The 15,344-nt window shown below is 60.5% G+C and carries 12 protein-coding genes; all 12 read left to right on the top strand.

Annotation, left to right across the window (positions count from 1 at the left end):
- The first annotated feature begins 255 nt into the window (after positions 1–255).
- The 12 genes from ACVTFQ_RS08235 to ACVTFQ_RS08180 all read left to right on the top strand — a co-directional run bounded on the left by ACVTFQ_RS08235 (position 256) and on the right by ACVTFQ_RS08180 (position 15,339).
- Positions 256–1,794: a portal protein gene (locus tag ACVTFQ_RS08235; protein ID WP_470423778.1), complete on the top strand. Its 1,539-nt coding sequence runs from the start codon at positions 256–258 to the stop codon at positions 1,792–1,794.
- Between the two features lie 115 nt (positions 1,795–1,909).
- Positions 1,910–2,326 carry a hypothetical protein gene (locus tag ACVTFQ_RS08230; protein WP_470423777.1) on the top strand — a complete coding sequence of 139 codons (417 nt, stop codon included), beginning with the start codon at positions 1,910–1,912 and terminating at the stop codon, positions 2,324–2,326.
- 9 nt (positions 2,327–2,335) lie between these two features.
- Positions 2,336–3,100 carry a capsid assembly protein gene (locus tag ACVTFQ_RS08225; protein ID WP_470423776.1) on the top strand — a complete coding sequence of 255 codons (765 nt, stop codon included), beginning with the start codon at positions 2,336–2,338 and terminating at the stop codon, positions 3,098–3,100.
- A 9-nt stretch (positions 3,101–3,109) separates the two neighbouring features.
- Complete coding sequence (locus ACVTFQ_RS08220; RefSeq protein WP_470423775.1) at positions 3,110–3,340, top strand: hypothetical protein; 231 nt, start codon at positions 3,110–3,112, stop codon at positions 3,338–3,340.
- A gap of 221 nt (positions 3,341–3,561) precedes the next feature.
- Entirely contained in the window at positions 3,562–4,539 is a 978-nt protein-coding gene (locus tag ACVTFQ_RS08215; protein ID WP_470423774.1) for a phage capsid protein, read from the top strand.
- A 75-nt stretch (positions 4,540–4,614) separates the two neighbouring features.
- A complete protein-coding gene (locus ACVTFQ_RS08210; protein ID WP_470423773.1) occupies positions 4,615–5,226 on the top strand; it encodes a hypothetical protein in 612 nt (203 codons plus the stop codon).
- Positions 5,226–7,607 (top strand): phage nozzle protein, encoded by a 2,382-nt coding sequence (locus ACVTFQ_RS08205; RefSeq protein WP_470423772.1) that lies wholly within the window; start codon positions 5,226–5,228, stop codon positions 7,605–7,607. The genes ACVTFQ_RS08210 and ACVTFQ_RS08205 overlap by 1 nt, the downstream gene beginning before the upstream one ends.
- On the top strand, positions 7,607–8,068 hold the full coding sequence (locus tag ACVTFQ_RS08200; RefSeq protein WP_470423771.1) for a hypothetical protein: 462 nt from the start codon (positions 7,607–7,609) through the stop codon (positions 8,066–8,068). The genes ACVTFQ_RS08205 and ACVTFQ_RS08200 overlap by 1 nt, the downstream gene beginning before the upstream one ends.
- Positions 8,061–8,594, top strand: coding sequence for a virion core protein, T7 gp14 family (locus ACVTFQ_RS08195; RefSeq protein WP_470423770.1), 534 nt, complete (start codon positions 8,061–8,063; stop codon positions 8,592–8,594). The genes ACVTFQ_RS08200 and ACVTFQ_RS08195 overlap by 8 nt, the downstream gene beginning before the upstream one ends.
- Positions 8,595–8,596: 2 nt before the next feature.
- A complete protein-coding gene (locus ACVTFQ_RS08190) occupies positions 8,597–10,615 on the top strand; it encodes a hypothetical protein (RefSeq protein ID WP_470423769.1) in 2,019 nt (672 codons plus the stop codon).
- 8 nt (positions 10,616–10,623) lie between these two features.
- Positions 10,624–14,400, top strand: a complete 3,777-nt coding sequence (locus ACVTFQ_RS08185; RefSeq protein WP_470423768.1) for a transglycosylase SLT domain-containing protein — start codon at positions 10,624–10,626, stop codon at positions 14,398–14,400.
- Between the two features lie 72 nt (positions 14,401–14,472).
- Complete coding sequence (locus ACVTFQ_RS08180; protein WP_470423767.1) at positions 14,473–15,339, top strand: phage tail fiber domain-containing protein; 867 nt, start codon at positions 14,473–14,475, stop codon at positions 15,337–15,339.
- The last annotated feature ends 5 nt before the right edge of the window (positions 15,340–15,344 follow it).

Genomic DNA, 15,344 nt, shown 5'->3' with positions numbered 1-15,344 from the left:
CCAAAAGGTTCTCACTTAATGTGCCCACCGAAAGTCAAGCAGCAGAAGGTCGAGCCGATCGCTCAAGCAGCGCCGCCCGCCCAACCTGCAGCTACCGTCAATCAATCAGCTCCGCAGTCTCCTGACGAACTGTCCCCAGAAGCCGCAGCCATCAAGGCCAAGCGCAAGGGCCGGTCTAGTCTCCGCATTCCCCTCGACGCGGGTGTTGGTGGCGGAGCAACCGGGATCAACGTCCCACAGGCATAAGGTACCAGAATGACCGGGCAAACTGCTTCCGGTCGTTATCAGCAGCTCAGTCAAGCTAGGTCTGCCGTCCTCGAAAGAGCGCGTGCATCGGCCAAGCTGACAATCCCCTCGCTCCTTCCTCCCGCTGGCCATTCAGAGTCCTCGTCTCTCCCGACCCCGTTTCAGGGCATCGGCGCACGAGGTGTGAACAACCTGGCCTCCAAGCTCCTGCTGGCCCTTCTCCCTCCGAACTCCCCGTTCTTCCGCCTGATGATCGACGACTTCACGCTCGAAAATCTGATGAAGCGAAAGGGCATGCGGGCAGAGGTCGAGAAGGGCCTGAACAAGATCGAACGCGCTCTGATGACAGAGATCGAGACCACGGCAATCCGTGTCTCCGCGTTCGAAGCGCTGAAGCAGCTCCTCGTTGCTGGTAACGTCCTCATCTATCTTCCCCTTGAGGGAGGCATGCGGGTTTTCCGTCTCGACCGTTATGTGGTCAAGCGTGACCCGATGGGTAACGTGATCGAGATCATTACCCGAGAAGACATCTCCCCTGACATGGTTCCTGAAGCCATGCAGTCCCACGTTAAAGCCAAGTCGAAGTCCAACGACAAGACTGTCGAGCTTTACACTCACATCGTCCGTCAACGCGATAAGTGGACCATCCGCCAAGAGATCAAGGGCATGACCGTGCCAGCGTCTCGTGGCTCATACCCGCTCGATAAGTGCCCGTGGATACCCCTTCGGTTCACCAAGATCGACTGCGAGGATTACGGTCGAGGCTACGTCGAAGAATACTTCGGTGACCTCCTGTCCCTCGAAACACTCACGCAAGCCATCGTTGAAGGCTCTGCCGCCGCTGCCAAGGTGCTGTTCCTCGTGAACCCCAATGGCACGACCCGAATGACTGACATCGCCAAAGCGCCCTCGGGTGCCGTGCGAGCCGGTAACGCTGAAGACGTGAGTGTCCTGCAGCTTGAGAAGTATGCCGACTTCAGGATCGCCTCGGAGACCATCAAGGATATCCAGCAGCGCCTGTCCTTCGCCTTCCTCCTGAACACCGCCATCCAGCGGGGAGGGGAGCGTGTGACCGCTGAGGAAATCCGGTACATGGCCGGTGAGCTTGAGGATGCCCTCGGTGGTGTCTACTCGATCCTGTCGCAGGAGTTCCAGCTTCCGCTCGTCCGCGTCCTCATGTTCCGCATGGAGCGCCAGAAGAAGATTCCGCCGCTGCCCAAGGGCGTGGTGAAGCCGACGATCACGACTGGCCTTGAGGCCCTCGGTCGCGGCCATGACCTGAACAAGCTCAATGTCTTCGCGAGCACAGCCGCCCAGGCTGCAGCTCTGCCACCCGAAATCAACAAGGGTGACTTCATGATGCGTGTAGGCACCGCCCTCGGCATCGACATGGACGGCCTCGTCAAATCGCCTGAGCAGCTCCAGCAGGACCAGCAGACGCTGATGATGCAGCAACTCCTTGAGAAGCTCGGCCCGAAGGGGATGGACATCCTCAGAGATCAACTCAAACCAGAGGTGCAAGATGGCGCGCAAGCCCAAGCCCAGTGACGAACCTCAGTCCGAGCAGGCCGAGAAGGTCGCCCCTGAGGAAGCCCGCAAGGGTGAACCGAAGCGGACTGAGTATGAAGGTGGCATCGTCTCCCTCGACTACTAAGGACCACCAATGACCAGTTTCGGAGACGCCTTCAAGGCTGCCCGTAAGTCCGGTAAGACGACCTTCAAGTTCGGAGGTAAGTCCTACCACACCAAGACCAAGGACGAGATGGCTTCTACCAAGAAGGCTGCCTCTGTCCCCACACCGACCCCACGCCCAGCCGCCGAGCAGCAGGGACCGAACAAGCCGAAGCCCCAGCAGGACTATCCTCGCCCCGCAGCGGCTGTTGGTATCGCCAGCGCCAAGTCTGCAATCGGTCAGGCCGTAGCTCGCCAAGCCAACGCTCCGGTCACCCCCACGCCGAAGCCTGCCCCTGCACCGGCTCCCAAGCAGGGACCGCAGCCGGAAGATCAGCAGTGGTTCGCCAAGAAGGGTTCGGCAATTTCCCTCGGCATCGCCCGCCGCAAGAACGCACCATCCAAATAAGCAGGTACCATGGAAGAAGATGAACTGAACGAGCAGACCCAGCTCGTAACTCCCGGCTCGGAAGAACATGATGCCCTGATGGTCGAGAAGTTCCAGCAGCAGACTGGCACGAAGCCGGAAGAGCAGGAAACTCCTGAGCGCCCGAGCTGGCTTCCCGAGAAGTTCGCAACGCCGGAAGACTTCGCAGCCTCGTATGCCGAGCTGGAGCGCAAGCAGTCCACAGAGACGCCAGCTCCGAAGGCCGGTGAAGCGGACGCTGCTCGTGAAGCCGTGACCGCAGCCGGTCTGGACTTCGACGCATTCGGCACGGAGTTCTCCGAGAAGGGTGAGCTGTCCGAAGAAAGCTACACCGCGCTGGCCGAGAAGGGCCTCGGTCGTGAGATCGTGGATGCCTACATCGAAGGTCAGCAGGCTAAGGCCGATCTGTTCCGCGCTGAGGTTCTCCTCTCGGTCGGTGGTGAGAAGTCCTACGAGGACATCTCGACCTGGGCCGCAACGAACCTCACGGACGCTGAGCTGACCGCCTACAACGATCAGGTCGAAGGTGCCAACCTCACAGCAGCCAAGATGGCTGTGCAGGGCCTGAAGGCTCGCTACGAGGCAGCCAATGGCGAAGAGCCGCAGCTCCTCAATGGTGAGACCGGAGGCAACTCTGTCGAGGTGTTCCGTTCGACCGCAGAACTCACCGCAGCTATGCGCGACCCCCGCTACAAGAAGGACTCAGCGTACCGCGCTGATGTCGAGCGCAAGCTGGCCAAATCGTCCCTGTTCTAAGGAACTCACATGACCGCAGTTACCGCCTTACTGGCGTTGGTCTGGGCGCACCTCGACGACATCTTTGCAGTGCTGTTCGCGCTGCAGGCTGCCCTCGTTGCGATCACCAAGCTGACGCCAACCCCGAAGGATGACGCCTTCGCAAACAAGGTTCTCGCTATCCTCGAAAGCCTTGCCTCGGTCCTCTCCGTCAAACGGAGGGACTTCCCAGACGCCCCGCTCAAACCGGGACTGTACTAACTAATGTGCCCCCCACGCCTCTCGAAGAAGCGCACCCAGGGGGGCCTCTCTAACCCTGTGACGAAGTTCGACAGTGCTGCGTGCCTCATACGCGGCTGTCAAATGGCCTTCCCAAACAATCACTTAGCAAACGTAGCCCTGATGCGTCGGGAGAACTGCGTGCGTGGAGTGAGTGGTCTCGGAAGCCTGATCAACTTCTCTCGCCACAGGAAATACTCAATATGGCAAACGCCAACGTAACCCGCATCGGTCAGATCAACGGCTCTGGTGATGTGGACGCACTGTTCCTCATGAAGTTCGCAGGAGAAGTCCTGACGGCATTCGAGGAAACCAACGTCGCTCTCGAACATACGCAGACGCGCACTATCGATTCCGGCAAGTCGGCTCAATTCCCGGCAACCGGCAAGGTCGGCGGTGAGTACCACGTTCCCGGTACTGAAATCACGGGCCTGAACCTGAAGGCTGCTGAGACGGTCATCACCATCGACGACCTGCTGATCTCGCACGGCTTCATCGCCAACATCGACGAGGCCAAGACGCACTACGACCTACGCTCGATCTACTCGACCGAGATGGGCCGCTTCCTCGCCCGCACGATGGACAAGCACCTGCTCCAGGTCGGCGTCCTCGCAGCTCGCGCCACGAACGTAGTCGAAGGTGAAGCAGGCGGTTCGGTCATCCTGACGGGTGAAGCCGGTCTGCCGGCCACGCCGAACTTCGATACCAACGGCGATCACCTCGCTGCTGCCTTGTTCATCGCGGCCCAGAAGATGGACGAGAAGGACATCCCTGAAGAGGAGCGTGTCGCCTTCGTTCGTCCGGCCCAGTACTACAACCTCGTTAAGGCAACCAACAACCTGAACAAGGATTGGGGCGGCATGGGTTCCTACGCTGAGGGTAACATCCTCAAGGTCGCGGGTATCCAGATCGTCAAGACCAACCACCTGCCCAAGACGGACCTCTCGGCTGCCACTGGCGTCGAAGCTGGTTCCGGCCTGAAGTACCGTGGCGACTTCTCGAAGACCTCGGCACTTGTCATGCACAAGTCTGCCGTTGGTACCGTGAAGCTGCTCGATATGGGCATGGAGTCGGCCTACGACATCCGCCGTCAGGGTCACCTGATGGTCGCTAAGTACGCGGTCGGTCACGGCATCCTGCGCCCGCAGGCCGCTGTCGAAATCCGCAACTCTGCGACCTAATATATCCACCAGTGAATACAGGGGAGTTTCCTTCGGGAGGCTCCCCTTTTTTTTCATCCTTCCCCCAGAGGCCCCATGTCTGTCGTCATCCTCACTCCCACTACGGAGCTTGAGGCGATCAACCTCATGCTGTCCGTCATCGGTGAAAGCCCAGTCAATACGGCTGAGGATACCGGTGTCGTTGACGCGGTGGTTGCCCGCCAAATCCTCACTCAGTCCAGCCGAGACGTTCAGCTCGTAGGCTGGCACTGGAACACTGAGATCGACTATCCAATCGCTGCAAGCTTCCCTGAAGGTGAACTGCAGCTCCCCCCAAACACCCTCAAGGTGGACACCACGGGGGCCGATCAGTCCTTCGATCTGGTCCAGCGAGGCAACCGCCTCTACGACCGCAAGAACCACACCTTCAACGTGGGCCGCACGGTCCTCGTCGAGATCGTCCTTCTCCTTCCATTCGACCAGCTCCCTGAGGCTGCCCGCTCGTACATCGTGATGCGAGCCGCTCGTCAGTTCCAAGAGCGCATGGTCGGCTCTGAGACCATCTGGCAGTTCAACTCCCGAGACGAGCTGCGTGCATGGTCGAACCTCATGTCCGCTGAGGCCGAGACCCAAGACCTCAATGTCTTCACGGACAACCCGTCAGTGCGCCGCGTGATGGACCGAACCCCACCGGGAGGTCTCGTCTGATGGCTGGCGCTCTCGTCTCAACAACCATTCCGAACCTGATCAATGGCGTCTCTCAGCAGCCCTATGCGCTCCGTCTAGCGAGCCAGTGCGAGCTGCAGGAGAATGCCCACAGCTCTGTCGTCGAGGGCCTGCGCAAGCGTCCCGGCACGATCCACCGAGCGAAGATCACGAACGCCCCTGATGGCGAACTATTCACGCATACCATCAACCGCGACCGCTCCGAGCAGTACGAGGTTATGGTGGGTAACGGCGACCTGAAGGTCTACGATCTGAAGACCGGTGCCGAGAAGGCAGTCAAGTTCCCGAGCGGTAAGGCCTACCTCACAGCGGCTGACCCTCGGTCCTCCTTCAAGTCGGTGACGATTGCCGACTACACGTTCCTCATCAACAAGACGATCACGGTTGAGCAGGACACTGCTGTCAGCCCCGTGCGTGCCCCTGAGGCTCTCGTTTGGGTGAAGCAGGGTGCTTATGGCACCACCTACAGCATGACCCTCAACGGGGTGACTGCGAGCGTGACGACACCTGATGGCTCCGTCGCCGCACACATCAACTCGATCCAGACTGACGTGATCGCGAACACTCTCGTGACGAACATGAACGCTGCCCTCGGTGGCTTCTCGTTCAGCCGTAATGGGTCGAGCATCCTGATCAAGCGGGCCGATGGTGCCAACTTCACAGCCGCTGTTACGGACAGCCAGGGCGATCAAGCCATGAAGCTCGTGAAGGACACGGTGCAGCGGTTCTCCGATCTGCCTGCCAAGGGGTTCGATGGTTTCGCTGTTGAGATCGTGGGCGACCAGTCCTCCTCGTTCGACAACTACTACGTCAAGTTCGACACCACCTCAGGTGCCGCTTCAGGCGTGTGGGTGGAGAGCGTTAAGGGTGGCGAGGCAATCCGCCTCAAGGCCTCCACCATGGCCCATGCGCTGACCCGCGATGCTGACGGTGGTTTCACCTTCAAGCCCGTCGAGTGGATCGACCGCAAGACCGGCGACCTCGACAGCTCCCCGATGCCGTCCTTCGTGGGCAAGAAGATGAACGATATCTTCTTCCATCGTAACCGTCTCGGCTTCATCGCTGACGAGAACGTGGTCTTCTCTCGTGCCGGTGAGTTCTTCAACTTCTTCCGCAGCTCGGCCACGCAGGTACTCGATACCGACCCTATCGATGCCGCTGTCTCGCACATCAAGGTCTCCATCCTGCAGCACGCGATCCCGTTCAACGAGACGCTGCTGTTGTTCTCGGAGCAGACCCAGTTCCAGCTTGGGGCTTCGGAGCTGCTCACGCCTGAGACCATCGCGATCAACCAGACCACCGAGTTCGAATGCTCGCTCAAGGCCCGCCCTGTGGGTTCTGGCCGCAACATCTACTTCACGTTCAACCGGGGCAACTTCTCGGGCCTGCGTGAGTATTACGTCGATGGCGACACGAAGACCAATGATGCGTCTGATGTGACCTCTCACGTCCCGGCCTACGTGCCAAAGGATGTCTCGAAGATGGCTGCCTCGTCCTCCGAGGACACCATCGCGATGATCACCGAGAGCGAGCGGAACGCGATCTACATCTACAAGTATTACTGGAACGAGCAGGAGAAGCTGCAGTCCGCGTGGTACAAGTGGTCATTCCCAGCCACCGATACGATCCTGTCCGTCGAGTTCGTCGAGAGCAATCTCTACCTCGTCATCCGCCGCGCTGATGGCGTGTTCCTTGAGAGCATGTCGGTCAACCCCGGCTACGCCGATGAGGGCTTTGACTTCGGCCTGAACCTCGACCGAAAGGTGGGGGAAGATGGCTGCACGGTGGTCTACGATGCCGTGACGAACAAGACCACGATCACGCCCCCGTACCAGATGCAGGCTGATATGCTCCCAGCGAGCGAGGCCTACGTGATCGTCTCCCGCAACAACGACCCGCTGAAGAAGCCGGGGCAGATCATCCCCTACACCCTCACTGGCAACAGCATGGTGGTGGCAGGGAAGCTGGAGAAGTTCTTCGTCGGTCGCTCCTACGTGATGCGCTATCGGTTCTCCACGTTCGTCATCAAGGAAGAGGCCGTTGGCGGTGGTCAGATGACCGTGGGCGAGGGGCGTATTCAGCTCCGCAAGGCCACCCTGACCTACGACAATGCGGGCTACTTCCGTGTTGAGGTCACGCCCTTCCGCAGGGACACCTACCGCTACGTCTTCTCGGGTCGAGTGATCGGCTCGGCCAAGAACGTCATCGGTCAGGTGGCTGTCGATAAGGGCCGCTTCGCGTTCCCCATCATGTCCAAGAACGACATGGTGACGGTGGACATCATCAACGACACCTTCCTTCCCTGCTCGTTCCTGAGCGCGGAATGGGAGGCTCTCTACGTCATCCGTTCCAAGAGGCTCTAATGCTGGAGACACGTCTGTCCCGGCCTGAGGATGTGACGTACCTAGCACCCCGACTTCGAGACGCAGACCGACAGGAGCTGCTTGCCGCTGGCGCGTCCAGCCCCGAGCAGTCCCTTCAGGAAGGCCTCAAGCTTTCCAAGAGCTGCGTCTCGATTGTCGATGATCAGGACAATGCGGTCGCCATGTTTGGCGTCTGCCCGTCCCCTGATGAGGGTGTGGGGTTCATCTGGCTCCTCGGCAGTGACGATATCAAGCAGAACAAGACAAGGTTCCTCCGCCGCTCCAAGCAGTGGATCGAGACCTTCCACCAAGAATTTCCGGTCCTAACCAACTTCGTCGATCAGCGTAACGAGGTCCACCTCCTGTGGCTCCGTTGGCTCGGCTTCAAGTTCCTCAGGACCGTCAACGCACCGGGGCCGGGAAACCTGCCCTTCTATGAATTTGCGAGGATCAATGTGTGACCCAATCTCCATGATCGGGCTTGCCGTTGGCGCTGTGACGCAGGGTGTCGGCTACATGGCTGAGAAGTCAGCCGCTGATGAGCAGAACCGACAGTACCGAGAGAACGCCGCCAGGGCGAACCAGAATGCCCGCGACCAACAGTTCCAGACCCAGCAGCGCATGCTGCAGGAGCAGGAGAAGGGCGCGGCTGAGAAGATGGACACAACCCGTCAGGCTCAGGCAGCCAAGGCGACCGCAGCGGTGGCTGCAGGCGAGGCGGGTGTTTCCGGTCTCTCCGTCGATGCCCTCTTGGCCGAGTTCGATGGCCGAGCTGCGGCAGCCAATGACCGCACCGATCAGAACACTGAGTGGACCCTGAACCAGCTCAACAACGAAATGAAGGGCATCCGCTCCAACGCTGAAGATCGCATCAACTCGGTCCAGCGAGCGGCAGCTCCATCATTCTTCAACACCGGCCTCAAGATCGCAGGGGTCGGTCTCGACACTTACAACCAAAGCAAATCCCGATCTATCACTAGGAGGTAGTAATGGCACGATTGCCGGGGCTGAGGCCCATTGACGAAGAGCGCCGCCGCTCCGGTGGTGGCCAGAACCGTGGCCGTGTGAGGACGCAGGGCGCTGACAATATCAGGGCGCAAGGGCTATCCCCGAGCGCTTCCCCTGTGGACACCTACGCCCGCCCCGAGCAGGCCCCTATTGGCTCGAATAGCTGGGAGGGTCTGGCCAAGGCTCTCTCGGGCATTCAGCCCTCGATCAACGAGTTCCTAAACTTGCAGGGCACCCAGCGGTTGGATGACGATGTCTCCTCGGTTCGTAAGGCGTTCCTCGAAAAGTCCCCTGACGATGTCCGCAAGGCCATCAAGGAGGGCAGCGTTCCCGGCCTGACGAGCCTTGCTGGCCGTGAGCTGGCCGGTGAGCGTCTCGCATATGACCGATCGCTCGCAATCATGGGTGCCTACCAGACCGACTTCGACCGCCAAACGGGTGACGTGGACGCTTTCGTGCGTGACCACATCAAGGACGATCTGGCCGAGTTCGGGAACGATAAGGTTCTCATGGGAGCCTACTCGAAGCAAATGTCCTCGTTCACCGAGAAGCTGCGCACGCAGTCGGTGGATGATGTCTCCACCTACAAGCAGGAAGCTCGGCAGGGCAGCTTGTTCGAGAAGTGGTCCTCGCAGCTCACCTACAACCGCGCTGAAGGGATGACCCCGGCTGATGCGGCTGCGGGCATGTTCGGGGAGTTCACGAAGAACCAAGAGCTGCTTCGCATCCCGTTCCAGAAGCAGCAGGAGATGATGCTCCAGCTCGCTGACCAAGCCGCCACTTCAGGCGACTATGACGGGGCCAAGGCGATCCTCCAGCACCAGCGCTCTGACGGCCCCTACAAGGGCAGCCTGATGACTGACGCGAAGATCGGGGACACGGCCACCAAGCTGTACGCCCGCATCGACGCTGACCAGACTAAGGAGCGCAACGCCAAGCGAGCTGCTGAGGACGAAGAGAACCTCTACAGCGAGGGAGTGAAGGCAGCCGAGGCTGGCTCGATCCTGTCCATCGGAGACGCAACTGTCGTCGATAAGCAGGGCGAGTTGAAGACGATCACCGCTGATACCCAGAAGAAAGAAGTGGGGAACCGGCTGATCGCGAAAGCCACAGAGGAAGCGGCGTATCGAGAGAAAGACCCTGAAAAGCGTCCAGCTCTTGCCCGCCGTCTGGAGAAGGAAAAGTTCGTAGGCTCCGGTCTGGAGCATCCGGTCTGGTTCAAAGCCATGAATGGTGCCCCCGGTCAGGTCAACCTAAACGCAGCTACGGGTGAAATCCCGCCGTCTGCCAAGGATGCCTTCGACACCTACCAAGACCTCTACAAGGACAGCCCGCAGTACCTCTCCAAATACCTGAACAAGGACAGCCTCGAGTTCTTCGAGAGCGCCCGTTTGGCAGAGGAAGTGGGCAACGCCAGCACCCCCGAAGCGGCCCTCCGCATCGCTCATATGGTGACCCAAGACCCCAACCAGATGCCTGAGGCGATGAAGCTCAAGTACGACAGCATAGACAGTGCGGTGAAATCCGCGGTGTCCAATTCTTCCGGCTGGGTGGATTGGGCCATGGGCAAGCAGACCGCTGGCAACCAGAACTACGTCAGGTCTGAGATCGTCCGTCTGGCCAAGCAGTACGCGCTGCTGGGCAAGGACAACGACGAGGCCATCACGCAGGCGCAGCAGACGTTCGAGAAGACCCACATCAACGTGGCGGGTTCCTACATCAAGAACGACAAGCGCCTTCCCGGCGACTTCGAGCCGCTGGTCAATCAGTACCTCAAGGACTTCGTCGACAAGCACAAGGGCGATCTGGGCTACGACCTGGACGACCTGACGATCTCTCAGGGCAACGGCACTGGGGCCTACATGGTGGTCCGCAAGTCTGACCGCATGCCTGCTGAGCCAGCCTCCGACGACACCTTCTTCTCCCTCAACATTCTCAATGACCTGCGCACTCGCAACCGTGATCAGAAGATCAAGGAGGTGACCGGCGGGGCCAAGTAAGGAAACCCATGGCCGATGTAAGGTCCATCATCACTGATGCCGCAGCTCGCTACGGTATCGACCCAGACTACGCTCTGAAGTCTGCCCAGATCGAGAGCGACTTCAATCCCCACGCACAGAACAAGACCTCCACCGCAGGGGGTCTGTTCCAGTTCATCGACAGCACTTGGGGCAAGTACGGCAAGGGCGCGTCAAAGTACGATGCCTATGCCTCTGCTGACGCCTTCATGCGCTTCACGGTGGACAACAAGAACTACCTCACGAAGAAGCTGGGCCGCGATGTCTCAAGCGGTGAGCTGTACCTCGCACACCAGCAGGGTGCCGGTGGGGCGCTGAACCTCTTGGCCAACCCTGACGCCATGGCCGTGGACCTCGTGGGCCGCGCTGCGGTCATGGGGAATGGTGGCCAGTCTGGCATGCTCGCCTCCGAGTTCGCCAACCTCTGGACCTCCAAGCTGGGCGATACGAAGGTCGGTACCGGTGGCTCCGGTCTGGTCATGCCGGGATCGATGGAACACTCCCAGAACCCCGGTGACTTCTCGGTTCACGATCAGGGGCGCATCAGTGCCTCTGACGTGGTCCCCACGATGAACACCACGCGGGCCGAAGAGGTCCAGCAGGAGAAGGACCGTAAGGCTGCCATGCCGGGGTATGGGGAAGCTATCGCAACCGCCGTGAAGAACGAGTGGTCGGTACTGACCCCCTTTCGTGCGTTGGGCCACCACGATCCTGACCCTGACTTCAAGCTCACGGAAGACAAGCTGAGAGCCTACGGTGACAGCATCCCTGATGCCTACCTCGACGAGTTCGCTGATGCGGTCTCTGATGAGCATGCTGAAGCCATCCGCACGCGGCTGCTGACCCAGCTCGAAGACAATCAGAAGATCGCCTCGCTGGGCACTGCAGGCACCATCATCTCGATGGGAGCTGCTCTCACAGACCCCGGTGCTATCGCCGCTACGGCAGCCATCGGTGCGGTCACGGGCGGCTTCGGCGTCCCCGCTGCGGTTGCCTCTCGGCTCGGTCGTGTGGGCCTCGTGGGCCTCGGAGCTGCTGAAGGCATCGCCGGTAACCTCGCCACTGATATCCCGCTCGTGGCCGTTGATCCAACCCGCAACGTGTCCTTCGACGATCTGAAATACAGCATCGGCGCGGGCCTCGTGATGGGCGGTGTGATGGGTGGCTTCAGGCGCAACCCGATGTTCACCGAGGAGGCCAAGAAGATCGCCCAGCTCGGCAGGGAAATGCAGGACCAAGCTGCGTCTCTCCCGACAGGCGGGCGCTCGGCTGGCGCTGCCTCGGTCATGGGTGACAACTTCACCCGCACCGATACCTCCGACCTGATCGACGACTTCAAGCGCCTCGATCCCAAGGGCAAGTTCCTGAACTGGCGCATGGACTCGGTCGGCCAGCTCATGGCCTCCAAGAACCCGATGGCGCAGGCTGTTGCCCGCTACCTTGGCGAGGATGGTGTGCGAGCTGCGAAGGGCAGCGGTGTGGTCACTGAGATCGCCGCGACCGAGCGCATGCAGCGCCGACTTCGCGTGGCCCAGGTCAACTGGTACCGGGGCTATGACGACGCCTTCAAGAAGTACCGCAAGGCCAACGGGGTCACTGCCTTCAAGGCCAAGGATGCCGAGCTGCAGTTCAAGGAGCAGATCACCGACTACATCCGCGAAACCAGCCCGAGCGTCCGCGCTCAGTTCCCGGCTGAGGTGAAGCAGGCTGCCGGTGCATTCCAGTCGGAGATGAAGTCCTTCTGGAAGGAAGCCCAAGAGCTGGGCCTGACGCGCACTGAGGCTGGCGTGGAGAACTACTTTCCGCGCTACGGTCACCTCGCCAAGGCCACGCAGCTCATCCGCAAGGTGGGCTACAGCATGGACAAGGACGGTGGTCTCACTGACCTGTTCGCTGGGGCGATCCTGAAGAAGCAGCCTGACCTCGACCCCCTGATCGCCAAGCGCATGGGCTATGCCGTCCTCGACCGCTTCCAGAAGCTCAGCTCGGGTGAGGAGATGTTCGGCTCGGGCCACCTCGGGTTCGATCTCGATGACCTTGGGGCTGAGCTGAAGCACTACCTCGACGATGACCAGATCGCTAACGTCAAGGCGTGGGCCTCCCGTAACGAGAAGAAGGAAGGCGAGGCCAGCGGCCCAGCTCGAATGAAGGCTCGTATCATGTTGGACGAGAACCACTTTGCGGATGTCATGTCCAAGCGAGATGGCGTGCAGCGCGTGAGCATCTCCGACTTCTACGTCAAAGACCCGCACACCGCATTTCAGCTCTACGCCCGCAACATGAGCGGCCAGCTCGCCATGGCCAAGATACAGGTGAAAGACCCTGTCACCGGTCAGGTGTTGATCGACGGCATCAGGAACGGGAACGACTGGACCAAGCTGAAGAACCAGATCAAGTCGGTCGGTGAGGCCTCAGGGGCGAACAACACGCTCGATGAGAAGAACCTCGACTTCCTCTACTCGGCCATTACCGGCACCCCGCTGGCTGGCATCGACAGAGGCTCCGATGGTGCCACCTTCCTGCGCATGCTGAGGGACTTCAACTTTGTCCGTCTGATGGGTCAGGTGGGCTTCTCGCAAATCCCCGAGTTCGGCCGTCAGGTCTCGCAGGTCGGCCTCAAGACCACCTATCAGGCTGTCCCTTCCTTCCGCCACCTCATCGACATGGCCCGCTCGGGCAAGATGACCGATGAGTTCGCTGAGGAGCTGGACGCGATGGGTGCCTTCGGTACCGACTGGGAGCGCACTGCTCACTACCTCGACACTGACGAGATGGGCGTGCCAGTGACCAGCGGGACCGACAGCAGGATGCAGCGAGTGGCCGGTGTGGTGAACCCGAAGCTCCACGCGATGAACCGCTTCGTCTCGATGGGTTCGGGCATGGCTCCGATCAACCGCGTGTTCCAGAAGTGGTCAGCCCGAGCGGCTGCCGTGAAATTCACTAAGATGGCCATGTTCGGGGACAAGATCGATGCTGAGCGTCTCCGCGCCCTCGGCCTGGACAAGAAGGACGCTGAGGCGATCTTCGATGCGATCAAAACCCACGCCACCTTCAAGGGCGGTGTGAAGTCCCCGTCGAAGCTCCAGAGCCTCGGCATCAAGAAGTGGGACGGCAACACGCTGTCGATGTTCGAGGATGCGATGTTCCGGCTGAACCGGACGATGATCCTTGAGAACGATCCCGGTCAGATGCACCGCTGGCTGGCTCATCCTGTGGGGCAGATGGTCATGCAGTTCCGCACCTTCGCGATGGCTGCCCACACCAAGGCGCTGCTGCAGGGACTGAACCTGCGTGACATGCCCGCGATCAACGGGGTGCTAGCGTCGAGCTTCCTTGGCGCTGCGGTCTATGCCGGTCAGACACACCTGAACCTGATCGGTAGGCCCGACAAGGAGAAGGCATTGCAGGAGCGGCTGAGCTGGAGCCAGATGGCTTTGGCTGGCTTTGCCCGCTCCTCGGAAAGCGCCTTGATCCCAATGGCCGCTGATATCGGCTGGCAGTTCTTCGGTGATGCCCCGCTCTTCGACACCCGCAGCTCGGGCCTGAAGACCACCGTCAGCTCCTTCCTCGGAAACCCGACAGGTGACCTGATCTCGTCCGGTCTGGCGGGCGCTGCTGGCGTGACCTCGGCCATGTTCGGTGACGACTACTCCCAGACCGACTGGCAGAACCTCACCCGCACGCTCCCGTTCGGGCGCATGATGGGCGCTGTCCAGTTCTTCAACTGGGTAGGCTCTGGCCTGCCTCGAAGGGAACTTCGCGACTAAACCTACTCACCAGTGAATGGCTGGCCCTCGGGGAGACTCGGGGGCCTTTTTCATTTCCAAGAAAGATAACCAATGGCACTTGCCTACGCACAATCCTTGGGGGATGGCGTCACCCGCATCTTCACGGTGCCCTTTCCCTACATCTCCAAGACCCACGTCCAGATCAAAGTCGATGGCGCAATCACGGCTTATACCTGGCTGTCTGATACGTCCATCCAGCTCGCTGTTGCGCCGGTCTCTGGCGCTATCGTTGACCGCCGTCGAGTGACGCCTCGCGACACTGTCCTCGTGGACTTCGTTGATGGCTCGACGCTCGTGGAAAGCGATCTCGATCTGGCCACCATGCAGGTCTTCTTCCTCGCTCAGGAAGCGTTCGACCTCGGTGAGGCCAGCCTCGGGGTGACCGATGATGGCTCCTTCTCGGCGCTCGGTCGCCGTATCGCCAACCTGCTCGATCCCGTGAATGCCCGCGATGCGGTCACCAAGCAGTGGGCCGAGACGGGTATGTCCTCGCAGCTAGCGCAGGCCACCACGAAGGCTACCGCTGCAGGCTCCTCCGCTGCCGCTGCTCTCACCTCTGAGACCAATGCTGCGTCCTCCGCATCGTCTGCGAACACCTCGAAGAACACGGCCACCACGAAGGCCACCGAGGCGGCTCAGAGCGCTGCTGATGCACTGGCCTACAGGAACACCGCTAGCACCAAGGCCACGGAAGCTGCGGCCAGCGCGACTGAAGCCAAGGGCTATCGCGACAATGCAGCCACCAAGGCCACTGAAGCTGCCGCTAGCGCTGCCCAGGCAGCCACCTTCAATCCTGCCTCCTACTACAACAAGACCGAGATCGACGCGGCCCTGAAGAGCAATGGACGGCGAAACCTCACGGTCTCCACAGACGCGCCTTCGGGCGGTGCTGATGGGGATGTCTGGTATCAAATCTAAGGAGC

The organism is Rhizobium sp. O111 (genome assembly GCF_055616315.1).
This window is presented reverse-complemented; position numbering and strand designations above follow the sequence as displayed.

What these genes read in the sequence shown, in the direction of transcription:
- ACVTFQ_RS08235 (WP_470423778.1), top strand. Translation starts at nt 256, where the DNA reads ATGACCGGGCAAACTGCTTCCGGTCGTTATCAGCAGCTCAGTCAAGCT.
- ACVTFQ_RS08230 (WP_470423777.1), top strand. Translation starts at nt 1,910, where the DNA reads ATGACCAGTTTCGGAGACGCCTTCAAGGCTGCCCGTAAGTCCGGTAAG.
- ACVTFQ_RS08225 (WP_470423776.1), top strand. Translation starts at nt 2,336, where the DNA reads ATGGAAGAAGATGAACTGAACGAGCAGACCCAGCTCGTAACTCCCGGC.
- ACVTFQ_RS08220 (WP_470423775.1), top strand. Translation starts at nt 3,110, where the DNA reads ATGACCGCAGTTACCGCCTTACTGGCGTTGGTCTGGGCGCACCTCGAC.
- ACVTFQ_RS08215 (WP_470423774.1), top strand. Translation starts at nt 3,562, where the DNA reads ATGGCAAACGCCAACGTAACCCGCATCGGTCAGATCAACGGCTCTGGT.
- ACVTFQ_RS08210 (WP_470423773.1), top strand. Translation starts at nt 4,615, where the DNA reads ATGTCTGTCGTCATCCTCACTCCCACTACGGAGCTTGAGGCGATCAAC.
- ACVTFQ_RS08205 (WP_470423772.1), top strand. Translation starts at nt 5,226, where the DNA reads ATGGCTGGCGCTCTCGTCTCAACAACCATTCCGAACCTGATCAATGGC.
- ACVTFQ_RS08200 (WP_470423771.1), top strand. Translation starts at nt 7,607, where the DNA reads ATGCTGGAGACACGTCTGTCCCGGCCTGAGGATGTGACGTACCTAGCA.
- ACVTFQ_RS08195 (WP_470423770.1), top strand. Translation starts at nt 8,061, where the DNA reads ATGTGTGACCCAATCTCCATGATCGGGCTTGCCGTTGGCGCTGTGACG.
- ACVTFQ_RS08190 (WP_470423769.1), top strand. Translation starts at nt 8,597, where the DNA reads ATGGCACGATTGCCGGGGCTGAGGCCCATTGACGAAGAGCGCCGCCGC.
- ACVTFQ_RS08185 (WP_470423768.1), top strand. Translation starts at nt 10,624, where the DNA reads ATGGCCGATGTAAGGTCCATCATCACTGATGCCGCAGCTCGCTACGGT.
- ACVTFQ_RS08180 (WP_470423767.1), top strand. Translation starts at nt 14,473, where the DNA reads ATGGCACTTGCCTACGCACAATCCTTGGGGGATGGCGTCACCCGCATC.